Origin of the sequence: Daejeonella sp. (assembly GCF_044342615.1) — a bacterium.
Taxonomy (GTDB): Bacteria; Bacteroidota; Bacteroidia; order Sphingobacteriales; family Sphingobacteriaceae; genus Daejeonella.
Map to the genome: position 1 here is coordinate 1 of NZ_JBIIPN010000009.1, position 25,224 is coordinate 25,224.

Consider the following 25,224-nt stretch of genomic DNA (forward strand, 5'->3'; position numbering starts at 1 on the left):
AAGGCTCCAAACAGGTTAATGACACCAGAGGAACTAATGAAACTAAAACCAATACCGAGTTATATACAGTATCAGTAAAGGTGTACTAGTGGTACAGTGGTACGGTGACAACACCGACCACAGGACAATACCGAGTGATATAAAGTATCAGTAAAAGTGTACGAGTGGTACGGTGACAACACCGACCACAGGACAATACCGATTGATATAAAGTATCAGTAAAATTGTACGAGCGGTATGGTGCACGAGTGGTACGGTGACAACACCGACCACAGGACACCACTAATTACTAACTACTAATTACTAATTACTAACTACTAATTACTAAAACATGGAGCAAGCAACATTCGGTGGCGGCTGTTTTTGGTGTACAGAAGCAGTATTTCAAAATCTAAAAGGGGTTTCTAAAGTGGTTTCTGGTTATATGGGTGGGCATAAGGAAAACCCAAGCTACGATGATATTTGTACGGGGGACAGCGGTCATGCCGAAATTATCCAGATTGATTATGATCCAGGACAGATTTCTTTTGAAGATCTTTTATTGGTTTTCTTTAAAACACATGATCCAACAACTCTAAATAGACAGGGTAATGATGTTGGGACACAATACCGATCGGTTGTATTTTATGAAAATCAGGAGCAGAAAATTGCTGCAGAAAACATGATTGACCAGCTTGATAAGGAAATGATATTTGAAAGTCCGATTATTACCGAGGTTACGCCCATTTCAAAATTTTACGAAGCGGAGGATTATCACCAAAATTATTTTAACAATAATGCCAACAAAGGCTATTGCGCATATGTTATTCAACCTAAGCTTGTCAAATTCACAAAAGATTTTTGGGATAAATTGAAATAATCATTTTCTTCAAAATCATTGGCTTAATTTTTTCTAATCCCTTAATGGTTCATTATTAAACATTAAGAAATTAAGGTTCATTAAGGCTTAACTTTCATAAATTTCTTAATAATTACATATCTAAAACTCTCTATGATTTTTTAAAATCCAATTTTCTAATCAGCTCATTTCTAAATACTATGTACTAAATACTATGTACTAAATACTAAGTACTATTTATCGCTCCTCTGGTCGGTGTTGTCACCGTACCAGCCAATTTCTTAATTTTTTTCTCGCGCAGATTAAAGGGGATTAACGCAGAGAGGATCTTACAGGGTTGGTCTCGCAGAGGCGCAGAGACGCGAAATTCATATTAATTAATAATGGAATACCGCCTTGTCTTTGCGAGCCTGCCTGCCGGTAGGCAGGCAGGCACGACGAAGCAAAGACATGTTAGCAGAGTTGGATTGCTTCGCTGCGCTCGCAATGACAAGGGGGCTGCGCTCGCAATGACAAGGGGGCTGCGCTCGCAACGACAAGGGGGCTACCCTCGCAAGGAAATTCCGGGTCAAGGACGGAATGACGAGAGCTTCTCTCGCAATTTTAGGCATGAATTTTTAAGCGCCATGTCTTTGCGAGGAGGCACGACGAAGCAATCTATATAATTATCCAAAGCTCTAAAATTACTATGTCTAGAATGGGATTGCTTCGGTACCCTCGCAAGGACAAGGGGGCTACCCTCGCAAGGACAATACCTAGTTTTCATCGATTTCTTAATATTTAGAATCCGAATATTGCATGTAGGGACAGGTCGCTACCTGTCCCTACGTGTTGTTTAAAATAAACCTAACTGGCCTTGATTATCAATATCTAAATCATCCGGATTTGTTATCTCAAAATCAACTTTTTTTACCGGCTTTTCAGGCTCTTTAGCACTTTCAACATGGACTTCAGTTACAACTTCAGGAATTGTATTCTTTTCATCTGAAATGGCATCAGAGGTGCTTTCTGGCTCTTTAGAGCTATCGGACTGTACTTCTGGTATTATTTTTTGAGGCTTCTTTTCTAACTCTTCACTAGGGCTTTCTGATGTGCTATCTTCGCTTAATTTCTGCTCAGAATCTGATTCATTTTCCGAGTCTTCTAAATCTCGAGCAAGTATTGAAACAGGCCTAGCTTCAGGTAATCCTGGAGATCCAGAATCGGAATCATTTGAATCATCTTGAACAACAATAACTTCATCCTCCTCCTCATCAATCGGAGATTGAAGAATGTCAATGTTCATTACCTCATGCGGACTCAATCTGTTCCCCATGGCTTTCATGCCCTTCACTTCAATGGCCTCTGCTAATTCAATCTCAGAAACTTCAGAAATTTTGGTTTTTCCTTTCAGTACTTCGAGCTTAATCTTAGGCTTTGCATGTCCTGAAATAAAGAATAATTTAGAGCCTACTTCTTCACTTATGATGCAAGTCTTTTTGCCAATGGCAGTATTTTCGAACACAAAACGTTTTAAATAATGAGTTTTAGCTTTGCCATCTAAATAAATCACAGAAAACACCTTTTCTGGATTGTATTTTTCGATTATCGTTAAATGATCATCAAAATGATTACTCAATTCGAAGCTACTAAGCTCGTAAATACCCTGCTGATTTACTGTAAGGATTCTATCGTCGCCATCAAACTCACCCAAATATTTACCTCTATTATCTACATTTAAGCGCTTTAAAGTCTCATCAAACCAAATTTTTCTTCCAGATAAGGTAGAAACACCTTTACTCTTTAAAAGCACCTTTTTTACTGGATATTTAGTTACAATATTCCCCATTGAGCTCCGGCCTTTAATCACATGGTCGGCAAAATCAATATCAAATTGCAGTTTTTTAAGTTTGGAATGTGGCTTTAACTGAATATTAATTAGTTCAGCTTCCCCATTCGGATTGGCAGTAAAATATAATGCTTTAGACCCTTTCGAACCTTTTGTAAGGTCATAATCCTTATCCCGTGTAACTCCTAAAACAGAGAATCTCTTGATATAAGAAGTCCCACTTTCACCATCTCTGTAAATCATGTTATAAACGGTCCGCTCATCATTCTTTTTAAATACCTGAGCGTGTAAAATACCCTTGCCTACAAAGGTTTTTTCGGCCACTTTAGAAACGTTGAACTTCCCATCTTCCTTAAAGACGATTATTTCATCTAAATCCGAGCAATCGCATACAAATTCATCTTTACGCAAGCCAGTACCAATAAACCCATCTTCACGGTTCATGTAAAGTTTCACATTGGCTAAGGCAACCTTTGCAGCTTCTACTTTATCAAATGCCCTAATTTCAGTTTTACGCTCCCGGCCGGCACCATATTTCGCTTTCAGCTTCTCAAACCATGCAATAGCATAATCCGTTAGATGCTTCAAATGCTTGTTTACTTCTTTGATTTCAGCTTCTAACGCTAATAATTGTTCATCAGATTTTTTAAGGTCGAAACGCGTAATGCTGCTCATTGGCTTATCAATCAGCTTTTTATAATCTTCAGGGAGTATTTCGCGATAAAACTGCGGGAAGAAAGGTTCAAACAATTTATTTAAAACCTCTACTACTGTTTCAAAATTTCCTGAGCTCTCATATTCGGCATTCTTATACATTCCTTCCTGAATAAAAATCTTCAGTAAGGAGCTAAAGAATATTTTTTCCTTAAGCTCTGCTAATCTAATTTCAAGCTCTTGTTTGAGTAAACTTTTGGTATGATGTGTACTCTCGATGAGAATATCATTCACACTCATAAAATAAGGCTTATCACCTTTAATTATACAAGTATTGGGAGATATAGATACCTCGCAATCCGTGAATGCATAAAGTGCATCAATGGTTACGTCGGGTGATATTCCTGGCGCAAGGTGAATGATAATTTCTACATTTTTAGCAGTATTATCTTCAATTTTTTTGATTTTAATTTTGCCTTTTTCGTTGGCAGAAATCACAGAATCAATTAACCCACCAGTAGTGGTAGTAAAAGGAATCTCAGTAATTGCGAGAGTCTTTTTATCGCGTTCTACAATCTTTGCGCGTACGCGGATTTTACCTCCACGCATGCCTTCATTATAATTACTAAAATCGGCCATACCACCCATCAAAAAATCGGGTAGCAAATCAGGACGATTACCTTTCAAAACTTCAATAGAGCCATCTATTAGCTCGTTAAAGTTATGAGGCATAATTTTGGTAGCCAAGCCCACAGCTATACCATCGGCGCCCTGAGCGAGCAAAAGAGGGAATTTTACAGGTAAAGTAACAGGTTCCTTATTCCTACCATCATAGCTACTTTGCCATTCGGTGGTATCCGGATTAAAGACCACATCTAAGGCGAATTTCGATAATCTAGCTTCAATATAACGGGGAGCAGCTGCCGAATCGCCAGTAATTGGATCACCCCAGTTACCTTGTGTATCAATTAATAAGTTTTTCTGACCAATTTGCACCATGGCATCACCAATGGACGCATCACCATGCGGATGATACTTCATGGTATTTCCAATCACATTGGCCGCCTTATTAAAACGTCCATCATCCATCTCCTTCAGAGAATGTAAAATACGACGTTGCACGGGCTTTAGTCCATCATGAATATGAGGTACCGCACGATCAAGAATTACATAAGATGCATAATCTAAAAACCAGTTTTCATACAAACCAGAAAGTGATACCACATTATGTAAAACTTCCTTATTGATGTTTTCGCCTTCTGTATTTTCTATTTCTTCACTCATCCTTATTAATGATGTTGTATCAAATTATCATTTAGTTTAAAGCTAAAACAATTAATTTTTAGCTTCCATTTATTCGTTTTCTCGCCCTCTATTTTTCCAGTCTAGTTTCCTCAAAAGCAAAGGGCAGCAGACTTTTTATTCCACTAGTGCGGATAATTGCACCATTTAGGCAATAAAACATCACATTTATGGGCTGCGACTGCTTTTTTTCATATTCTGCCATTACCTGTAAACAAGCACCGCAAGAAGTCACTGGCTCTTTAATCAAAAATTGATCAGTTTGAGCGGTGATTGCCATAGTCATTATTTTATCATCCGGATAAGTGCTACCTATCATAAAAAGTGCTACACGCTCGGCGCATAAACCTGAGGGATAAGCGACATTTTCTTGATTACTGCCATAAACAATCTTGCCACTTTCTAACTGCACAGCTACACCTACACGGAAACCTGAATAAGGCGAATGCGAGTTTTTCATGGCTTTTTCAGCTTCGAGACATAGATTTCGATCCTGGCTATTTAATTCATCAAGTGATGAGTATTCATCAAAAGATATCGAGATGGTCTTTTTTTCCATAATCACTAAGTCAACAATTCGGCCTCAATTTCATCTTTAGCCTGCTCCTCACCCATAAAATCAACCTCTACACGTAAGTTTTTAATAATATGTTGTTGCCTATCGGGGGTATTTTTACCCATATAATATTCCAATAGATTCTTAATTCCCTGCTCTTTAGTTAAAATAACAGGATCTAATCGAATATCCTTACCAATAAATAGTTCGAATTCGATTGGAGAAATCTCACCTAGTCCCTTAAAACGGGTTATTTCAGGCTTATTTCCCAATTTCATAATGGCTCTTTGACGCTCTTCATCGCTATAGCAATAAATAGTTTCCTTCTTGTTTCGAACCCTAAAAAGTGGTGTTTGTAGAATGGAAACGTGTCCCGCTTTTACCAAATCAGGAAAAAATTGAAGAAAAAATGTCATGAGCAATAAGCGAATATGCATTCCATCCACATCCGCATCCGTAGCAATCACGATATTATTATAACGTAAATTGTCTAGTCCGTCTTCAATATTTAGCGCATGTTGTAATAAGTTAAATTCCTCGTTTTCATACACTACTTTTTTGGTCAGACCGTAGCAATTTAGGGGTTTACCCTTCAGACTAAAAACTGCTTGGGTCATTACATCACGAGATTTAGTGATAGAACCACTCGCAGAATCACCCTCCGTTATAAATAAAGTGGTTTCTTGCTTACGTTCATGACTATCTTCAAAATGAATTTTACAGTCCCTTAATTTTTTATTGTGCAATGAGGCCTTTTTAGCTCTTTCATTAGCTAATTTCTTAATTCCGGCTATGTCTTTACGTTCGCGCTCCGATTGAAGAATACGTTTTAAAAGCGCATCCGCATCTGAAGGATGTTTGTGTAAATAATCGTCCAGCTCCTTCTTAACAAAATCATTTATGAATGTACGAACAGATGGTCCATCGGGACCAACATTTTGCGAACCCAGCTTCGTTTTAGTTTGAGATTCGAATACAGGCTCCTGCACACGAATAGAAATAGCAGCCACAATTGAGGCACGAACATCCGAAGCATCGAATTCCTTTTTATAAAATTCGCGAATTGTTTTCACAACCGCTTCTCTAAATGCTGCCTGATGCGTTCCTCCTTGAGTGGTATGCTGCCCGTTTACAAAAGAGTAATATTCTTCACCATATTGCTGTCCGTGAGTCATGGCCACCTCAATATCCTCACCCATGAGGTGAATAATTGGGTATCGCAATGTTTCTGTATCCGTATTTCGGGTTAAAAGATCATATAAACCTCTTTCCGAGAAAAATTTAGTCCCGTTAAAACTAATTGTTAAGCCCGAGTTTAGAAATACATAATTCCAGATCATACTTTCTACAAACTCTGGGATATAGCGGTAGTTTCTAAAAATAGTATCGTCGGCATAAAACACCACAGCAGTACCATTGCGCTGTGTAGTTTCAATTTCAGGCATATCATTTACGAGAACACCCTGCTCAAATTCGGCTTTTTTTGTACGCCCATCACGGTAAGATTGAACCATAAAATGGGACGAAAGAGCATTTACAGCTTTTGTACCTACACCATTCAAGCCCACCGACTTTTGGAAAGCTTTTGAATCGTATTTACCTCCGGTATTGATTTTCGAAACACAATCAATTACCTTACCTAGAGGAATTCCTCGGCCATAATCACGAATAGAGACCTTTTTATCACTAACGGTAATTTCAATCGTCTTGCCAGAACCCATCACAAACTCATCAATGGAGTTGTCGAGAATTTCCTTTAAAAGAACATAGATACCGTCATCGTATGCCGAGCCATCGCCAAGCTTACCGATATACATGCCGGGGCGAAGCCGAATATGTTCTTTCCAGTCGAGCGACCTTATACTATCATCACTATAATCTATTTCAGCCATCCTTGTATTTTTTCAATTAAAGCAATTACAAATTTAAAAATTAGATCTGCAAAAGCCTGCTTAGATTTCCACATTTAAACAAAAAGAGTCCTGATTTAATACCAGGACTCTTTATTTTAAAGCATTTCACAATATACTTAAACTTTTCGAAGTCTGATGATCCGCAAGTGATGTAATAACTTAATCACAGGATAAGAAGGATCAAATTCATACCATTTTAATGCAAAATTGACGTTATTTGGTTTTTTGTGGTGATTGTTTTGAAATAATTCACCTAACATTAAGAAGTCTAGTGGCAGACTATTTTTACTATGATCATCATTATCATAATTTGAATAACCGTATTTATGTCCGCACCAGTTTACCACAGCACCATGAATTGGTCCCATTAAAAAATGGATAGGAAGCAATAAAAACATCCACCAATACTCCGCAAACTGAACATAAAAAGTGATGTAAGCCACAATAAATAAAGAGCGGGTAATCCAAAGATCACCAATACGATCAATTAATGCCCATGTTGGGTAATTATCGCGAAAAGCCGGTTCTGGTTCAATTTTGAACTTTACGTAATCGAGGTAAATATTTTTAGTTTGGATCATCATTCCAATCACATCCTTGAAGAAATGAGGCGAATGAGGATCCTTTTCAGTATCGCTGTAGGCATGATGCATGCGGTGCATAATGGCATAGGCACGAGGATTTAAAAATGAAGAACCTTGTGCTAGAAAGGTGGCCATATAGAAAAACTTTTCCCAGAAAGGATTCATTTTAAACATCTTATGAGAAGAGTAACGGTGTAGGAAAAATGTTTGAAAGAACAGTGACAAAAACCAGTGGCAAAGAAAGAAAATTAAAATAATCATAGGTTTAAATGCTTTGATTTTTAAAGCGAGTAAAAATAGGCAATTATTATTGTTTTAGATCAGAACTATTGTAACGAAATGCTGCTTTCAGCGTCTAACGGCCAAAATCATCTTGCAAACGAACAATATCTGATTCATCTGATGGATTTGAGGCGTCGGTATGCTGCCATATCTCGGCCACTAGTCCCCAATCATTTAAACCCACTAATCTATGACGTTCACCTTTCTGTAAAACAATACGGTCGCCGGGATTGTAAATACCTATTTCAGTTTCTTGATCCGTTAAGCTTCTAACCACACCCACTTGGCCTTTGATAACCTGCCAAATTTCGGCTCTACGATAGTGATACTGCCAAGAAAGTCGCTTTTGAGGGGCTACAATCAAAAACTTCGGACTTAATTTTCCAGATATTTTAAGGTCGCTGATTTCTATACCATCAAAATAAGTATTTGCAAATTCCTGAGCTTGATTTTCATCAATCACGAAAAAACCACCCCAAGGACGAGTTAAATCTTGTTGAACGATGGTAAAACCGTTTTTTTCTAAACTTTCCTTTGCTTCAAGAAAAATTTGATGAGATGCTTGAGTTAAATCCATTTAATACAATAATAGAGGTATTGAAGGAATAATGCAATTCAATTTTGCTAAGCGGCTAAGATTGAGAATGAAAAAATAAACTATTAAAACAAATCCTTGTACTCCTCCTCATCTCCAAGCTTTTGTACCGACTTCAATTCTAATAAATTAGGTGATAATACCTCGAGAGCCTTCATGCGATCAGCTAATGAGAGAACCCTATTTACCCAGATATTGGCATTTTCAATGGTAAGTAAACAAGGCATTCGATCATGAAGATTTTTCATATCATCGTTAGCTGGACGAGTAATTATGGTGCAACTATGAATTATTTCACCCGTTTTTTTATCTAACCAGGTATCCCATAAACCAGCCATTAATGTAAATCGCATGTCTTTCATTCGGATGAGATAGGGCTGTTTTTTCTTAGCCTTTTCATCCAATTTTTTCCACTCATAAAATCCATCTGTGATGATTACACAATGTTTTTTACCTATTAAATGCTTCCAGCTACCTGATTCATGCAGATTTTCTATGCGGGCATTAAAAGTACTAAACTTAGGTTTTTCCTTCGCCCAAAAAGGGATTAGCGTCCAGCTAAAATATTGAAGATCTGAGGGTTTCTCATCCGTAAAAAGGGGCAATTCCATACTTGGTGGAACGTTAATATTGCCCGACCTTTTCAAATCATCGGCTAATTTTAAATGCAAGCCTTCAGCGATACTCGTTTGATCAGATATAGTAACTCTACCGCACATAAAAAGGAATTAAAAAGACGCAAAATACAAATTTATTAAATTGAAATTGTGGAATATGAGAATGCTTTAATATTGACCATAGTCATAAGAAAGTATGCCTTAAATCATATTTTAAGAGGTTCAAACTCAATAAATTTGATAATTAATGACAATTAAATAGGAATCTAACACCTATAATAAACATAATACCCGAAATGACATATGCCTACAACCATAGCACAACGCTACTTTGAAGAACTAGAAAACTGGAGCGAATCTATCAAATTTTATTCCGTAGAAATGAATCACTTAGAATCAAAATTATATGAAGTTATAAGAAGAAATTCGGTAGTTGGAATTGCTGACAAAGTAAATACTTATCAAGTCAGTTTAAATAATCTTTCAGAAAAATTTGATTCGCTATTGGAGTATATTGATGCCCAAGAGACGGAAATAAATATTGATGGCAAACTACTCGACGACCTTGCCATAGGCTTTGAAGTAGATAAGCAGCAATTGGAATTACGTAAGAAAATGAAGGTCTTGGAAAAAAAGTATATTGATGCCAAATATGCCTGCAATAATTTCTTAATGGGTTCGACAAAAAATAAAGAATAGAATTTTAATAGACAGTCAATTAATCAAGTTTTAAACATAATTAATTCATATCAATGAATAATTTCTGCAACATGTGTTCTAATGTTCGCGCCGATTTTATCAATTGGCAAATCATCGGGGTCTAGTCCGAAGGGATCTTCAATCGACTCAGCAATAAGCTCCAGCGAGGCCATCACATAAAATATGAAGGGCACTGCTGCGATGACGAAATATCCCATCGAAAAAACAAAGCCAATGGGAAGAGTCAATACATAGATAAAAATAAATTTCTTAATAAAGGAGCTATAAGAAAGCGGAATAGGTGTATTTTTTATACGCTCACAAGCACCGCAAACATCGGTAAAAGCGTTTATTTCATTATTTAAAATCAGAAGCTGATCTCCATTTATTTTTCCATCCTTATAAAGTGTGGCACTACGAGACACGATTAAGGAAGCAACCTGATTAGGACCATGTTTTTCTGAATCTAATGTCTCAAACTCAGGATGCTCTTTTGAATCGAGCATAAATTGTGTTCTATTTGAACGAAGATGAGTAAATAAAGTATCGGCAAAAAGAGGAATAGATTTTTTATAGAAACTACGATTTACCAGATCATCCTTGTCGAGGAAAGCATTCATTTTCATGGCCAAACTACGGCTCGTATTGGTTAAAGTACCCCACAGTTTGCGAGCTTCCCACCAACGATCATAAGCCGTATTAGTCCGAAAAACAAGCAAAATAGACATCACGAAGCCTAATAAATTATGGACAATGGTAATATTTTTCACCCATGCCACATCTGAAAGCTTAATATATTCAAGCTCATAATATGCTATTCCGCCAGAATATATTGCCAATGCAATCATTAAAGGGAACAACTTTCTAGCTGTATCGGAGCGATGAAGATAAAAGGTTGAGTAAAACCAATCTTTAGGATTATAAACAATCATGCTGCAAAATAAGGAAATGAATATGAAATTAGGAAATTGTTTGATTGAGACATCTCCCTTGTAGCATTATAATTTAGCGTTCCTTTGAGAAAAAGCTTGAAATTACTTTCATATGGGGAGCTGTTAAAATAGCAATTGCCATGAAAAAAATAGCTAGGAGCCGCTCTAAATTGCCCTTAAACACTAAAAATAAGAAAGCAATCATCAAAAAAGAAACCCCATTGGTAATCCATGATTTTTGATAAATAAACCAATAAGATTTATCCTGCCAGCCCAAAAATTTCTTTATTTCTATCATCGAAAGCCCTGCATGCCAGATGTTAAAATAGAGTCCGAAGCCCAATAAAATTGGCAAATTAAACACAATGACCATGAGCAGTGCGAGCTGCAAAATAGCTTCAATTTGCGGAAATCCTATTTGTTTGTTTGAGATGAGATAAATGATTAAAAGTGGGACAAATATGAAAATCGAGACAAGTAAAAACTCCTGTTGATATCCATAAAAGAAACGCAATTTTTCTATCTGACTATTTTCAAAACCGGGAAAACCGAGCAGGATAGCCTCCAGTTGAGGGAATTGATAGAGAAGGTAATTCAACAGGAAAAGGAGTCCGTAGACCGAAAAAAGCATTTTAGAACCCAAATTAGCTTTCAAGCCCATACTTTTCAAATCCATTTCGCCAAAATGATAGGCCGAAATTAGGATAAAAAGTAAAATAGAAAGTTCTACACTGATGATCCAAAGAATGGAATAAAGAATAGCAAAGCCGAGATAGAAAAGTAAAAAATGGGCTATCGATCTTAAGGTCATCACTTCCTTACGATGATGGTGATAAATAAAATGATCTAAAGAACCGTGTGGGATACCGAAAAAAAGGACTCCTAAACCAAAAAACAGGAGTTGAATAGAATCATTTAACGAAAAGAAGTAATGCACTAAAAAAAGAGCACAGGCAAAAACCAAGTATTTAAAGCGGCTATATTTAGAATTTAGCTTGAACATAGTGTAGCACCTGTTTTAAAAACAAACGTTTGGGCAAAGTACTAAAAAGTGAGATCTCCTCCAAAAGACTCGATTGCTCATCGAGGAAGGTTAAAATCTCATTAAAAGAATTCCGAGAAAATAGCTGATCCATTATGATGGCTACTTTTTCGGGTTTTTTTTGAATAATTTGAAGTAAAAGTGTGTCATAAAAATCGAAACGTGCTAAGCCAGGCATATTTTGTACAGCATTATTGCCATTTAAAAAGCATTCCATTAAATATTCGGTATGCCTAGAAATACGTTTAAAGGCATATCCTGTACTTGGCTTAATGGCACCTGCAGCAGAGCCAATTTGAATAACACCATGTTCACTAATTGCTGGAAAATCAAAGTCGGTCATAGGAATCTTACCCTTTTCCTCTCTTATAATTTCAAAGGGACAATTAATTTTATCAGAGATATACTTTTCGAGATAGGAATTATAAGTATGATCGGTATAGGAATCAACTTTTGAAAAAGAAGTAAATTCAATTAATGCTTCCGTTTCAGAGAAAGGTAAAACATACATAAAATGAGCTGCACCATCTTGTGGGACAGAGAAATCCATTATTGTAGCCTGATTAGCCTTAAATACAGGCGAATCGGTCTTTATAAAAAAACCCTTAAAATGCTGCCAAAGTAAAATCTTTTTTGAGTTCAGGACTTCAAAATCATGCAAGCTACTATACACATGCTTTGCTTGATAAGTATTTTGGGATGTAATTACTTGTTTAAGATTATTATCGGACTTAAACTGCCTAACTTCTTCGTAAACAACTTTAACACGGGGCGATTTCGCGATAAGCTGCTGATGATAATCAAAAAACTGCTCACTATTGATGTAATTATAACGAAAGGGAGCGATTGATCTAGTTAAATCAGACTTAGAGGAGGCAAACTTCAATTCTTCCCAATATTTACTGATTAAAAAATCATATTCCGAAGGCTTGTTTGTCCAGAAGCACCAAGATTTGTGACTAGAATGCAAATTGCTTTCAATCAATAAGATATCGCCAGTTTGTTCGGCAGGTAATTTGAGCAGGGCATTAATTAATTGCATGCCTGCGCATCCTGCACCTACAATAATAATATTGGCATCGATCATTATGCTAAAAAAGGAAATAAAAACAAAAGGCATCCATGAAGGACACCTTTTGCTTTAAATTGATAAAATTCAATTTGTAATGGAATAGATTATGCTTTTTTAGCTTTTGCTGTTTCAGCAATTGCCACTGAATAGATAACTAAACCGAAACCAATTTTGTTGATAGCATCCGCTACGTTGTAGAACAAATCAATTGAACTTACTTCAAACATACCTGACAATAGGTTTCCTGGCAATACCATGTATCCAATTGGATAGATAGACCAACCTAAAGTGATAAAGATTTTCAACAAGAACATAGCTCTTGATAAAGCTTCGCTTTTTGATTCCTTAGCCAATTTAGCTACGTCACCTGCGAATACTTCATAAACAATGTACAAGTAACCTAAGGTAGAAAGTACTCCCCACATTACATTATTGTCTATGCCTGAAGTTTCACCAATAAAACCAGTAATAAGCATTACTAATGAAGCAAGAATCAACTTAGATAAAGTTGCAGTCTTAGCACCAAATGGCTTTGTTAATAAATAAAACTCTACACACATCAATGGCACAGTTAGTGTCCAATCTACATAGCGGAAAGCAGTTGGGCTTTGTCCTGTAGCAAGATAGAAATCTCTCATGTAGTAGTAATGTACTGCAGCAATACCAGTGATTAAACCTGATACTAAAAGAGAAATTCTCCACTTTGGATCTACTGAACCTCTTTCTACAAAGAAGAATACAGCAGATGCAAGCATAGCCATATAACCAATGAAGAAGGTTATAGCTATTGGGTCACCGTTTGTAATTTTTGCTAAAGCATCTGAATCGGCAGCCATAGCACTTAGAATTAATGTTGACATATAAAATGTTTATGGTTTATCCTACTCATATGGCTTTTCAGTTCCGCCCAGTTTTTTTTAGAGTGCAACTGCTAGCACTTTGTTAATTGTAAATTAAACTTAAACATTAATTTTTACAAAAACGAACAAGTAGTAGTACTTATTTTATTGTAAATCAATAAATTAACTAAGTATCTCTCTCTATAAAAACAGGCAAAAAATTTAAAAAAACCATTTAAGCTAGTCTAGAGGCTGTAATTTAGCTGTTACAAAATAATAAATGCTAAAAAACCATTTTGACAGTTTAGCGACAATTAAATCATTGGAAATCACAGATTTATTTTGTTGGTTATTAAAAAAGGGGGAAGAATTTGGCAAAAGAATTGCGGAATGGATTAAAAATGCTGATTATTGTAAAGGAATAAAAAACGCGGAATTAGCTCATTTAGCTACAACGCTTCGATAGGCTTGAAAAGAATTAAAAAATTGGGGGATTAGCTCATTTGGCTAGAGCGCTTCGATAGGCTTGAAAGGGATGATTGGTGAGGAAATAAATTTTAATAAATTGAGGGATTAGCTCATTTGGCTAAAACGCTTCGATAGGCTTGAAAGGGATGATTGGTGAGGAAATAAATTTTTAATATAACGGGGGATTAGCTCATTTGGCTAAAACGCTTCGATAGGCTTGAAAGGGATGATTGGTGAGGAAATAAATTTTTAATATAACGGGGGATTAGCTCATTTGGCTAGAGCGCTTCGATAAGCTTGAAAGGGATGATTGGTGAGGAAATACATTTTAATAAATTGGGGGATTAGCTCATTTGGCTAGAGCGCTTCGATAGGCTTGAAAGGGATGATTGGTGAGGAGATAAATTTTTAATAAATTGGGGGATTAGTTCATTTGGCTAGAGCGCTTCGATAGGCTTGAAAGGGATGATTGGTGAGGGAATAAATTTTAAATAAAACGGGGGATTAGCTCATTTGGCTAGAGCGCTTCGCTGGCAGTGAAGAGGTGATCGGTTCGAATCCGATATTCTCCACGGAAGGCTCTGAAGAAATTTCGGAGCCTTTTTTGATATCTTTATTCATAGAATCTCACCAGATTATATGAAAATTATTTAACTGTAATATGTAAACAGTTTTTCTCGGGACAAATTAATATTTTCTCTTCTAATTGCATCTCATTGAGCACTTCATTTAGCGCTCTATTAGATACCGAACAATCTATCGATTTCAAGTATGCTATATCAAAAGACACCCCATAACTATGTGTAGAATTTTTGAAGGTTGCTGCATTTGGATATAATTTCCGAATCCTTTTTTGCTGAACTTCTGTCCGTAACACTGAAGACAATTCAAAATAGCTGTCTTTCAGTTCTGTATTTTTGACTTTATCCTGATATCTACGCCCCATTTCTTTAAGAATCTTATATGCGTATGGAGTAAGATGTTTTGAGCTATTATTAAGATATCTAATCTTATAGCCTGCATTATTTTCGATTTTTAGCAATTTACCACGCCCAACTTGTCTATTTAAATCCCTCTTATCATCGATAAATAAATTATTTGTTAGCTTTTTGGCATTGGGAAGATGCTCAGTTTTATAATTATCGCGTTTTAATTTAAATGAATTCCAAGTACAAGAGCATATATTATTATTGGCATTAAACAATAATGACAGCTCGTAAATTACAACTCGCTTTATCCTATGCCTAAAATGCCATATAAAGGGGGTGCTGAGTAAAAAACATCCAAGGATAAAAATTATAATTATCTTTTTACTAGTAAATATTTTCACTTTATTTAAACTAAAGGCAATAGAATTTACTCATTAGATTTTACTGTTATCAATAAATTGCTGTTAAAAACAGCTTCTGGAGAGATTACTGGCTCATTTAAAGGAATATTATTCCCATATCGTTCTCGCATTTTAGTCTTCACTACTGGATTAGTTAAATCAAAATCCTTTAGTTTTTGAAGTCTGCCAATTTCTAATCCAGTAGCTTCTTTATAAATTTTCCAAATTAATTCAGAGCAATAAATTTTATCATCAGACCACTCGAAAGTTAAATCATAGTTTTTGCCCTTAAACCTCTCTCCTACATTTTTCATTTTGGAGATTACTGGAGGTGTAAGCAGCTTGTCACCATTTTTTAATCGTTTAATAACATATTTACCATCTTTACCCCTATTTATCCAAGTACTTAATAAAGTAAGTTTAACCGGTTGAATGGCTTCAAAAACATAAAAATCTTTACCATTTTGATAGATAATTCCGCAATGCGAATATTTTGATTTAGTAGCTAGTTGAATGGCTTTACTTTGACTTGAGACAGATGTTTGAAAAATTAAATCTCCATTTTTTATTGAGCTATTGATATCGCTTAAAACATTATCAGAGTTAATGTACTCAAGCTTAATCAGATTAGTTAATGTCCCATTTAAATAAAAACCAGACAATGGAAGTAGCATTACAATGCTTGAAAAGATCACTAATATTTTTCTATTCATTTTATTTTTTAAGCTTTTGTTTACATTTTTCACACAACCACACTTTCATGAAATCTACTTGTTTAACTGTTCCTTTGGCAGCAGTCATCATGCATCTATCGTTATTTGTACAATGCTTTAAACCTAAATTATGGCCAATTTCATGAAGTGCAACCTTTTCTAATCTTTCAAGGATTTTCTGCTGAGAAACTCCTTTTTTTAACCGGAAAGTGGAGATGATAGCCGTTCTACCAGGGTTTAAACCTAAACCCATAATGCCCCATTCTGGATCTGCCTTTTCCTTGTTATTATGACTTATATCTCTTTCTGTGATAAAAAGCAGATTCTCGGATGTTTTATTAGATCTCAAGGCCTTATTAGCGTCTACTCTCTTTTTTACAGGACTTAACATTGCATTTGTAACTGCTTTTTGCGGCTTGACCACGCAATTATATCCATAAAAAGATTTCACCGACTCTTTTACCAGCTGAATATAAATTGGTGACACTTTACCAAGTGGCTGGATATGGATTGTTTTAGGGACTGGTTGGGAACAACTGAAATTTATTAATGCTAAAAATAGTGCGGGGATTAGCAAAAATGTTTTTGGGGATTTCATTTACAGTAGATTATTAATTTAAAAGGGCTGAGAAATTATTTCTCTCTATACTGGTAAGTTAAATTAAAGGGGGTTGTTTTAAAAAAGTGAACCCAATTATCTTGGAATTTAAATTTTAAACCGCCCAGATTAATGGCTGTATATACTTCTCCTTTATTATCGAATTTTATGTATTGATAAACATCAAAACCATTTTTTAATTTTTTCAATTGAAAGGGGTTTAGGGCGTAAGATAATCGCCAATCTTTATTTTGTTCAAACGTCACTCTTTTCACCTCACCTACTCCCATACCTTTTAAAGCATTTATAATTACAGTGTAGACTTCCCCCAATTTAAGCCAATTAAAAGTAATGTGAATATTGAGTGTATTTTTATCTACTTTTTTAAAAACAGAGACTAGTTTGATAATTTTAAACTTTTGTGGATTAAAATTATAATTAGTTTATTTCAATATGTACCATGTGCTGTGAAAAATATCCTTTGCCAAAATAGTCAAAAACTTTTCCATTTCTCAGTTTAAACTTTCTTTGGTTTTTCTTTGCAGCCTTTTCAATAATTTCAAAATCTTCTTTGCCATAAGTGCCATCACCATTGATGTCGATGACATATAAGTCTATTGCTTTGCCTTTTAAATGTTTTGATTTTCCATTTTTAACTGAATTAAGCAAAAGATTATTGAAAAAACCATAGCGTTTTTGAGAAATGATAAACCATTTTGGTTGGTATCCTTGATTGATAATTTCTTCCTTTATTCCCTTAACTTTAGCATGCACAGCTGGGTTTGCATTTAATAAACCACATGCCATCATTAATACATAGCCTATAACACTAAAAAATAAAAACACAGATGCAATTTTTATACCGCTCCATCTTTTTGTTCCATTCATCAAAATTAAAATTCCAGTCAATATTAAGGTTCCAAAGCCTAGAGCAGCTGCAATTCCGGCAAACAGAAAACCAATTACAATTGATAAAAAAATGCACAAAATAAAGCCTAATATTTTCATGTGTAATTCTGAATTAATTAATCTTTATAAAAGCATGGTTTTTTTTGCTCACACTGCAAGATTTCCTGCTTCCAGCACATCCAGAAGCATCATAATCAGTTTTAACTATAATTTTACAATATTTACATTGTGATTTTATATTCCCGAGCAAACCTATATTACACCAAGTATGCCATCCAGCCACTTTACAACCAAAACCCTGAGGCCAATAATCATTGCCACTGGGTTGAAAGTAAATAACTTTATTACATTCTGCACATGCAAAGCAAAAAACGGAATTTGTACTAGGCTCCTTTTCTATTTTTTTAGGAAATGGGGAGAAAAAAAGAAACGTAATCAATATAAATTTTTCCATATCAAATTGATTTTTATTAAAGTAGATATTGCATTTAAATCAAAAATAATCTTAAAGAAATTATAAATTTAAGGAATTAGTTTTCGCTAGTAAAAATGAATTTAACGCTAAATTGAAAATAGTAATAGTTGGGGGTATCATCAGTAGAATGCCATTTAGTTTCAAGGTGTAAAATACTTTTACATTATTTATTTAAATCCTTAATTTGTTAATAATAAAATAATTTATTTAATTTCTAATAATGCAAAAATAATTGTAAATAAATGATGCAAAAAAATATTTAATAATTAATAAAGTATACTTTTAAAATAGTCTAGTCCTACAATTTCAGTTTCTTCCTATTTTAGTATAGGGAAATTTAAGAAACTGTCTAAATTTATAACTAGAGATATAATCATTTATAAAATAAAAAATAATACACGAATTTAATTTTATTGAGAGCGGTTTGTTCTAAATTTGAGGCGTAAATAATTAATTGTTCTTTTAACAGTAATATAGATTACAGATATTAAAAATACCAATAATAAAACACCTACAATAAGCTCAAAAGTGGTACTTTCATCATCTTCACAAACATCCTCTAATACAATATTTCTTTGAATAGCAATTTTATTAATTTCTGATTTTATTTCAGGTTCACATCCATAATAAGACTTAAGCTTTTCAAGTTCAATTTTTGCAAACAAATTACTAAACGCAAAACGAATATTATATAAATCATTTACGTCTATACTGTCCTGATTAAATTTATATCCTTGAAGTAAATATTTAACTTTTACTTGACTTAGGCTATCAACATGAAATTTATTGCAGATTTTTTTATAAAGTGCTGGGTAATACTCGTTATTTACAATCTCGGCCAAAATTTTTAATTCGGAACTATTTATGTTTTGGGTATTATCATTTGGAATTAATAAGTCAACACCAATATCTATGCTTTCCTCAAAAATTTTTTTTTTATTTTTTTTCGAAAATTCAAGAACATTATTTTTGTACCCATCCTTAAATTTTTTATTTAAATGTATTCCAAACGCATTAACGGTCTGTTTTGAATTTTTCAAACTGTTTTTGGCAATTGCTTCAGTCCCTTCAACAACAATAGTTTTTGAATTCTTGGACCCAGCCTGACCTAAACTTTTAAAAAAACTAGCCCATTGGGCAAAGGAATTAGTAGTTAACAAAATAAAAATGCTAACTATAAATAGGCTTTTCCTGAGGAAATAAAATTTCATATAATAAAATTACAGCTAGCTAAGTAATACAAAATCAAGCTTTAAATTAGGCTTTATTTGGTTATTAACTAAACATCTACATTTTAGACTCTTTAAACGAAATTAAATATTTCAATACTTTATCTAAGTCAATTATGCTCTAAGCACATTTAAAAAGTATTTTTTGACCGGTATTAATTATACAAACTTGCAAAACATAAAAAACTTAACAAACGAAACCCCTTGTTATTACTTAAGCGTTTTAAATTCTGTTTGAAAAATTTCATATTTCGAAACAAACCTAAAAAGGCATTTTAGGATATGGAATAAATTCTGATGCAATTTGAATTAATGCCGGAGCAATAACAAATGAAAGGGCAATTAAAATGACTGCATGAACTACTGCTAGCTCAATATTGTTTTTCATTAATTCATCTTCTTCATTTTCAGGTGTTAAAAAGCCAACAATAATAAAACTGAACCTAAAAAACAATAAGGAAAACACCCACATTGCCGCAAAATAGGCTAATGAATATACCAAAGCGTTGAAATAATCTCCGGTTTTTAAGAAAAAACGATTTGCATTTGCGGTTAATTCAGCGATATGTACCAAATTAATTGACGCTGCAATAAGCGAAGCAACGAACACAATCAATACTGCATGATTCTTTTTGGGCTGACTTAGTTTCTGAAAAAAAACATGCTGTATTTTTGCAAAAAAGAATAGGTATATCAAACCTAATATCAATAGTATGAATAAACTGAATAATTCTTCTAACATAATTTAAAATTTAGTGATTAATTAATTTAAAGCTATTTCCCAATCGCTACCATCAATGTATTGACCCAATACAGGTCCATAAGCAGTCAATTCCCATAAAAAATATTTTTTTGCAATGCCAACATTTCCTCTTCTTCCGTCTCCGGGAATATTTGGTACAGAAACTCCTAAAACAGAATGTACTTCATTTCTACTTACCATAACAGCAACATCAAAGCCAAGTCTTTTTAAAATCGTGTATGCAAATAAAGATCTAGTATCGCAATCGGCTGTCCGCTGAACCGCAAACTCAACAGGAGTATAAACTGCAAACGGAATTACGTTCTCACAACATCCACAAGGATCGCTAGAAACTGCACAGTTTTTGTTTGGAATTTGCTGATCACCATCTACTTCACCACATTTAGGCTCACTTGTCAAAACATAGGTATAGGGTATACTTTGAATACTTGTAACAATCATTTCCATTGATTCATACGGACTTAAACCTTTACTTTGAATAATGCTTTTATATGAATTTATCATGTCATCAAGTATCCTATTATCATTGATATACATTTCTGAATAAAGGTCTCCGCTATAATTTTCGGAATTTATTCTTTGTTGCCTTGAAAAGAGATAGTCATTTTTCTTTATTTTAAAGTTCAGCACGTAGTTTGTACCATTAAAATCCTTCCATTTCCAAACCTTTTCCAAATATTCAATTTCTTTTACCGTAGAATCGACATCAATAGAAGAAGAATCTACATCAATTACTACCTCATCCCAATCAATTTTACTTAAAGAATCAATTCTAACTATATCTGTTGCTAAATCTTCTGTATCAAAAATTCCGAAGTTCAACTTCATTATTGATAAAACAACGACAATTGATATTAATACCCAAAATAATCTATTGGCATTTGAAAAATAGGTGTTTTTATCCTTCATCTATTTAATTCATGAGTTTTCGAAAATACAATCTCACTTGACTTAATATCGGTTTCAATTTTCTTGCATAACTTTTGTGTGTGCAAATAATGGTAAAAAGTGATAGTTAGTTCGCTTAAAGCTAACTCCCTTACATATTCACTTTGCTTGATTTCTTTGCTCTTTATAACGATTATTAATGGCAATAGAAATATTAGGATGAAGATAAAATCAATTACCAGTTTCCAATATCCTAATCCTTTAATCAAAATGTCAAGTGCAAGCAGTAATGAATTAGTATTTAAAACGCTGAAAGAAGAACCATTGGCTGGGCTTAACATATTTTCTACCAGCCAAGTTTCATTTTTCGCGGTGTATAATTTCAGTAAATCATTTAACACTTCATTAATTTGGTTATTAAATAAAAATAATTCTAAGCCATTGGAAAAAACCAAGGCGATTATTATTAAAATCAAAATCCTTAGCGACATGGTTAAAGGGTGCCTTTTTATAGCAGTAATTACTGAATTAGATGCAGTTTTTTCTCTTAGTTTATCTTTTGCAGTATAAACGATTTCATTAATTTTCACATCCGAAAACTTAGAATAATCATCATCCAATTTTACGTAGTCAGAATAATGCTTCTCATGCTTTAAATAGTAAGGCTCAAGTGAACTCTCACTAACATCTAATGCCGTCATGACCAATAAACGATATAAATTAAACACAACAACAGACAGAAAAACAGCAATAAAAATAGCAATCAGCCAGTTTTGAAATATTATTAATGCATATACAATACTTGAAAAAAAGCAAATAAATGAAATCACAAATAACATAATGGTTAACGTAGACAAAATAAATGTTTGTCTTTCGGAATGTTTGGGATCAACTTTCTTGAGTAAATCCGTATCTATACCAATATACCTATACCAGCTCATTAATTAATATTTTACAATTTTAATTTCTACACGCATGTTACAATTCCATCCCTTTTCGTCTATTTCTCTTCCTTCGTAGACATTTTCAGGACAGTTTTCAGACTGCCCCTTCCCAATAGCTTTTATTAAATTCTCAGAAACTCCTTTTGCAATGAAGATTTCCTTTATTCTATTGGCTCTATCTTGATCTATAGTAGTATACTGTGAACCATTGTGATAACCATGAATCTCAATTGAAACATTAGGATTTTCTTTCAATATTTTAACAATATTATCAATATCGTCATTAGAATACTCCCTGATTTTGGTATCATTCCCGTAAAAATAAATTTCACTTGACAAATTATCTAATTCATATTGCAACCTTTCTCTTTCTAGATTTGAGTTACATATACTATCTGCGTAGAAAATCAAATTAGTTAAACTGTCTATTTGAACTTGCTGATTTTTAGTTAATTCTTCCAAACTATCTACTTTGGAAATACAAGCATAATTAACTTCTTGATTGTTATTATCGGTAGTTGACTGGCATTGTTTTAATAAAAATAAAATCAATAATAGGAGAAGCAACCACTTTAAAATACTCCATATTGAAGATAAGCAGCCACCATTTCTACTACCATCTGTGATAATGGGAGGTACATATCTATTCCAACTAGAATTATCTCCACCTATAGGTGGTGTAGTAGAAATTGCTCCTCCACCAACAGGAGGTGGAGGAATTACTTCACCATCATTCTGCGATAAGGGTAATTTGGATTGCTTTTTAATTTTCCCAACCAATTCCCCTTTTAAAATGCCATACGTTTTACCATTTTGCTCCCAAGAATAATCTACTTTGACATTTTTAAGGACCAATTGGTCAAAATCATATATTGCATTTTCTATAGCCTGATTTGAATTAATCTCAATATTGGTTACGTTATGCAACAACATACCGGCTCTATTTAGATGCTTCTCTGGCTCAAAAGAATCAACTAAAACAGCTTCAGTTAAACTTCCCTTATATAGATGAACATTATGCAATTCGCCATCGGGAATTTTTTCACCTATTGAAAATGGAGATTTTTGATGTGTAAAAAAATTGCCTACGAAATTTCCAGCAACATATTTAACAGATTTATCCATTTAGCAATTATGTATTTGAGTCATTAGCACTAATAAAAGCATCAGGGTTTTTAGCTATTTCCTGCTTCTCCTTTTCAGCAAAAAGGGTAATTGCCTCTTTCGCATTTTCCTCTTCTTTTAAATTTTGATGTTCTACAATAGATATAATTCGTTTCGGATTGAAATTTTCTTTGTATTTAGTCAATTTCCCCTCTTCATCTGTCATGTGATTCATGCTGATGCCTTGCTTTGCCTCCAAAATTTGGTTCACATTTTCTGTCATGTAATCATAAGGGGATTTTATTAACATCAATTTTAAAATTACTGGTGCAATTTCAATAATCATGAATAATAATCGTACTAACCAAACTGCCCAGAAAGCAGAACCATAGATTTCAATTTCTTCTCCTTTAATAACTTTATTAGTTGAAGGATCCATTTTAGGAACGGTTTTCCCTTGCGATGAAAGACGTTCAATCATCATTAATTCGTCAAGAAATCCAGGATCTGATTTTTTAATTTCATCCATTTCTTCCTTAATTTTTTGATCAATAGCCTCTTTGTTTTTAATTTTTTCAACTTCAAATAATTTTAATTCACTTTCAAGACTTTCTAATTTTAATTTTTCAGCATCTCTTACTTTTGCCAATGCCTTTGTTCTTGGACCCTCGCCAACTCCAGCACCAGCTCTACCTTGCATTTGATCTTCCCATGCTAGATTTGCTTTTAACCAAATTTCTCTTTGCTTTTCAACTTCAGCTTTTTTAATATTAAAATTTTCAATTTTAGAGGAATCATTAGAAACTTCAGTCTGTAAGATTTCGTAAGACTTACTAATTGCTAATTGATCCATAGATAACTTCCACTCTCTGTTTATTTCTTTTTTAAAAATAAATGTTTCTAATGGAGCTGAAATTGTTAACCCCAATAAAATAGCCATAAATAATCTTGGGGCGGCATTCCCAAGTTCTTGTAAACTTATTGATGATTCTCCATCACCTTTACCAGTACTCGAAACAATAAACCGATCTAAATTAAATACAATTAATGCCCATATAGTAGCTACTGGAATTGTTACGAGCCATTGGCCATCAAAAATAGTGTGCATTGCAAAGCCCATGGCTAAAGCTGCCATAAAACCAGTGGCTAATACTACACCACCTATACCCAAATATTTTACATGATCGGAATAACCACAATATTGAAGTATTTTTTCATCGGCACCAGCGCACCACCAAAAAAATTTAGTGGATTTACTTGGTTTTTTTGCTACGTAATCTACATTTTCATTCATCTTTTTAATTTGTTTAGTTTAATGATTGGTATTTTTTTGTACTAAAAGTATATGACTTTAATATTTTTCCACGCGAAATGGAATTAGTTAAATTTGTTTTTTTTGCACTCGTTTTTACAAAATATTCTGTATTTATTTGTTTGTTTTTAATGTCATGAAAACCGGTCCTTAGCCAGTCAATTAATTTATTTGATTTAGTCTCTGTCAGTTTAAAATTTGAAAACTTACTATTGGAAAACTTTGCAGAACCTATCTTTGGTGAAGTCCTGACAATCTTTTGATTAGAGGCCAAAGGCTTGGTTTGTAATGAATAAAAAATTTCATCAGACAAATCAATAACTGATTCAATCTTTTTACCATTAAAACCATGTGCAACTAAAGTGTATCTTTTCTTATTACTATTAATAATATCTGCGGATGCATTCCCTTTTAGTTTTTTACCAATTGGCAAAAGGTCGATTTTTAGAGCTCCTTCAACTTTCCAGACAAAGTTTATAATTGAATCATTTATTAATATCTTTTGAGAGCTGTGAGGTAAATTCAGTTCACTATTGTCATCTTTATATTCAATACCTTGGGTGTAATAATCAAAATATATAATTTCAAGCTCTTTCCTGTGAACAAAATGCTTTAAATATTTTAATATGGTTTCCGAATACGGAAAAAATGCTAAAGTAAGTGACAGTAAAGTAAAATATTTTACTAACTCAGCAGTTCCCAAAGTTGCTAGATAACTAAATAATGTTTCCATAGTCA

At 33.8% G+C, this 25,224-nt stretch carries 26 protein-coding genes and 1 tRNA gene; 4 read left to right on the forward strand and 23 right to left on the reverse strand.

Annotated elements, in window-relative coordinates:
- Nucleotides 1-331 precede the first annotated feature (331 nt).
- Entirely contained in the window at nucleotides 332-859 is a 528-nt protein-coding gene (gene msrA, locus ACIQ0D_RS01515) for a peptide-methionine (S)-S-oxide reductase MsrA (protein ID WP_395802416.1), read from the forward strand.
- 814 nt (nucleotides 860-1,673) lie between these two features.
- Here msrA and ACIQ0D_RS01520 read toward each other — a convergent pair.
- The 6 genes from ACIQ0D_RS01520 to ACIQ0D_RS01545 form a co-directional block, all read right to left on the reverse strand.
- Entirely contained in the window at nucleotides 1,674-4,604 is a 2,931-nt protein-coding gene (locus ACIQ0D_RS01520; protein ID WP_395802418.1) for a DNA gyrase/topoisomerase IV subunit A, read from the reverse strand.
- An 88-nt stretch (nucleotides 4,605-4,692) separates the two neighbouring features.
- Nucleotides 4,693-5,181 carry a cytidine deaminase gene (locus tag ACIQ0D_RS01525; protein WP_395802420.1) on the reverse strand — a complete coding sequence of 163 codons (489 nt, stop codon included), beginning with the start codon at nucleotides 5,179-5,181 and terminating at the stop codon, nucleotides 4,693-4,695.
- Nucleotides 5,182-5,186: 5 nt separating this feature from the next.
- Nucleotides 5,187-7,070, reverse strand: a complete 1,884-nt coding sequence (locus tag ACIQ0D_RS01530; RefSeq protein WP_395802422.1) for a DNA topoisomerase IV subunit B — start codon at nucleotides 7,068-7,070, stop codon at nucleotides 5,187-5,189.
- Between the two features lie 137 nt (nucleotides 7,071-7,207).
- Nucleotides 7,208-7,936: an acyl-CoA desaturase gene (locus ACIQ0D_RS01535; protein ID WP_395802424.1), complete on the reverse strand. Its 729-nt coding sequence runs from the start codon at nucleotides 7,934-7,936 to the stop codon at nucleotides 7,208-7,210.
- 94 nt (nucleotides 7,937-8,030) lie between these two features.
- Nucleotides 8,031-8,534, reverse strand: coding sequence for a phosphoheptose isomerase (locus ACIQ0D_RS01540; RefSeq protein ID WP_395802426.1), 504 nt, complete (start codon nucleotides 8,532-8,534; stop codon nucleotides 8,031-8,033).
- 83 nt (nucleotides 8,535-8,617) lie between these two features.
- Nucleotides 8,618-9,271 carry an SOS response-associated peptidase gene (locus ACIQ0D_RS01545; protein ID WP_395802428.1) on the reverse strand — a complete coding sequence of 218 codons (654 nt, stop codon included), beginning with the start codon at nucleotides 9,269-9,271 and terminating at the stop codon, nucleotides 8,618-8,620.
- 201 nt (nucleotides 9,272-9,472) lie between these two features.
- Here ACIQ0D_RS01545 and ACIQ0D_RS01550 point away from each other — a divergent pair, with 201 nt between their 5' ends.
- Complete coding sequence (locus tag ACIQ0D_RS01550; protein ID WP_395802430.1) at nucleotides 9,473-9,868, forward strand: hypothetical protein; 396 nt, start codon at nucleotides 9,473-9,475, stop codon at nucleotides 9,866-9,868.
- Nucleotides 9,869-9,918: 50 nt separating this feature from the next.
- On the opposite strand, the gene ACIQ0D_RS01555 is transcribed toward ACIQ0D_RS01550, so the two are convergent.
- From ACIQ0D_RS01555 to ACIQ0D_RS01570, 4 genes are all read right to left on the reverse strand, one after another.
- Nucleotides 9,919-10,800, reverse strand: a complete 882-nt coding sequence (locus tag ACIQ0D_RS01555; protein ID WP_395802432.1) for a bestrophin family protein — start codon at nucleotides 10,798-10,800, stop codon at nucleotides 9,919-9,921.
- Between the two features lie 73 nt (nucleotides 10,801-10,873).
- The gene (locus tag ACIQ0D_RS01560) at nucleotides 10,874-11,803 is read right to left on the reverse strand and encodes a Brp/Blh family beta-carotene 15,15'-dioxygenase (protein WP_395802434.1); all 930 of its coding nucleotides are present in this window, start codon (nucleotides 11,801-11,803) and stop codon (nucleotides 10,874-10,876) included.
- Nucleotides 11,784-12,929, reverse strand: coding sequence for a lycopene cyclase family protein (locus ACIQ0D_RS01565; RefSeq protein WP_395802436.1), 1,146 nt, complete (start codon nucleotides 12,927-12,929; stop codon nucleotides 11,784-11,786). Before ACIQ0D_RS01565 ends, ACIQ0D_RS01560 begins: the two co-directional genes overlap by 20 nt.
- 89 nt (nucleotides 12,930-13,018) lie before the next feature.
- Nucleotides 13,019-13,774, reverse strand: coding sequence for a bacteriorhodopsin (locus ACIQ0D_RS01570; protein WP_395802438.1), 756 nt, complete (start codon nucleotides 13,772-13,774; stop codon nucleotides 13,019-13,021).
- Nucleotides 13,775-14,033: 259 nt separating this feature from the next.
- Between ACIQ0D_RS01570 and ACIQ0D_RS01575 the strand changes: the two genes are divergently transcribed.
- Nucleotides 14,034-14,219: a hypothetical protein gene (locus ACIQ0D_RS01575; protein ID WP_395802440.1), complete on the forward strand. Its 186-nt coding sequence runs from the start codon at nucleotides 14,034-14,036 to the stop codon at nucleotides 14,217-14,219.
- Nucleotides 14,220-14,719: 500 nt separating this feature from the next.
- Nucleotides 14,720-14,793: transfer RNA gene (locus ACIQ0D_RS01580), tRNA-Ala, on the forward strand.
- Between the two features lie 74 nt (nucleotides 14,794-14,867).
- Here ACIQ0D_RS01580 and ACIQ0D_RS01585 read toward each other — a convergent pair.
- From ACIQ0D_RS01585 to ACIQ0D_RS01645, 13 genes are all read right to left on the reverse strand, one after another.
- Nucleotides 14,868-15,425 (reverse strand): DUF5715 family protein, encoded by a 558-nt coding sequence (locus ACIQ0D_RS01585; protein ID WP_395802442.1) that lies wholly within the window; start codon nucleotides 15,423-15,425, stop codon nucleotides 14,868-14,870.
- A 152-nt stretch (nucleotides 15,426-15,577) separates the two neighbouring features.
- A complete protein-coding gene (locus tag ACIQ0D_RS01590) occupies nucleotides 15,578-16,264 on the reverse strand; it encodes a YiiX family permuted papain-like enzyme (protein ID WP_395802444.1) in 687 nt (228 codons plus the stop codon).
- 1 nt (nucleotide 16,265) lies between these two features.
- Nucleotides 16,266-16,862 carry a matrixin family metalloprotease gene (locus ACIQ0D_RS01595; RefSeq protein ID WP_395802446.1) on the reverse strand — a complete coding sequence of 199 codons (597 nt, stop codon included), beginning with the start codon at nucleotides 16,860-16,862 and terminating at the stop codon, nucleotides 16,266-16,268.
- Nucleotides 16,863-16,897: 35 nt separating this feature from the next.
- A complete protein-coding gene (locus ACIQ0D_RS01600; protein WP_395802448.1) occupies nucleotides 16,898-17,194 on the reverse strand; it encodes a hypothetical protein in 297 nt (98 codons plus the stop codon).
- 106 nt (nucleotides 17,195-17,300) lie between these two features.
- The gene (locus tag ACIQ0D_RS01605) at nucleotides 17,301-17,870 is read right to left on the reverse strand and encodes a hypothetical protein (RefSeq protein WP_395802450.1); all 570 of its coding nucleotides are present in this window, start codon (nucleotides 17,868-17,870) and stop codon (nucleotides 17,301-17,303) included.
- Nucleotides 17,871-17,883: 13 nt separating this feature from the next.
- Entirely contained in the window at nucleotides 17,884-18,225 is a 342-nt protein-coding gene (locus ACIQ0D_RS01610) for a hypothetical protein (protein WP_395802452.1), read from the reverse strand.
- Nucleotides 18,226-18,656: 431 nt separating this feature from the next.
- On the reverse strand, nucleotides 18,657-19,457 hold the full coding sequence (locus tag ACIQ0D_RS01615; protein ID WP_395802454.1) for a hypothetical protein: 801 nt from the start codon (nucleotides 19,455-19,457) through the stop codon (nucleotides 18,657-18,659).
- A gap of 280 nt (nucleotides 19,458-19,737) precedes the next feature.
- Entirely contained in the window at nucleotides 19,738-20,217 is a 480-nt protein-coding gene (locus ACIQ0D_RS01620) for a DUF350 domain-containing protein (protein ID WP_395802456.1), read from the reverse strand.
- A 21-nt stretch (nucleotides 20,218-20,238) separates the two neighbouring features.
- Complete coding sequence (locus tag ACIQ0D_RS01625) at nucleotides 20,239-21,147, reverse strand: hypothetical protein (RefSeq protein WP_395802458.1); 909 nt, start codon at nucleotides 21,145-21,147, stop codon at nucleotides 20,239-20,241.
- Nucleotides 21,144-22,067 carry a hypothetical protein gene (locus tag ACIQ0D_RS01630; RefSeq protein ID WP_395802460.1) on the reverse strand — a complete coding sequence of 308 codons (924 nt, stop codon included), beginning with the start codon at nucleotides 22,065-22,067 and terminating at the stop codon, nucleotides 21,144-21,146. Before ACIQ0D_RS01630 ends, ACIQ0D_RS01625 begins: the two co-directional genes overlap by 4 nt.
- A 3-nt stretch (nucleotides 22,068-22,070) precedes the next feature.
- The gene (locus ACIQ0D_RS01635) at nucleotides 22,071-23,195 is read right to left on the reverse strand and encodes an OmpA family protein (protein WP_395802462.1); all 1,125 of its coding nucleotides are present in this window, start codon (nucleotides 23,193-23,195) and stop codon (nucleotides 22,071-22,073) included.
- A gap of 7 nt (nucleotides 23,196-23,202) precedes the next feature.
- On the reverse strand, nucleotides 23,203-24,468 hold the full coding sequence (locus tag ACIQ0D_RS01640; RefSeq protein WP_395802464.1) for a DUF4407 domain-containing protein: 1,266 nt from the start codon (nucleotides 24,466-24,468) through the stop codon (nucleotides 23,203-23,205).
- A 13-nt stretch (nucleotides 24,469-24,481) separates the two neighbouring features.
- Nucleotides 24,482-25,219 (reverse strand): hypothetical protein, encoded by a 738-nt coding sequence (locus ACIQ0D_RS01645; protein WP_395802466.1) that lies wholly within the window; start codon nucleotides 25,217-25,219, stop codon nucleotides 24,482-24,484.
- Nucleotides 25,220-25,224 lie beyond the last annotated feature (5 nt).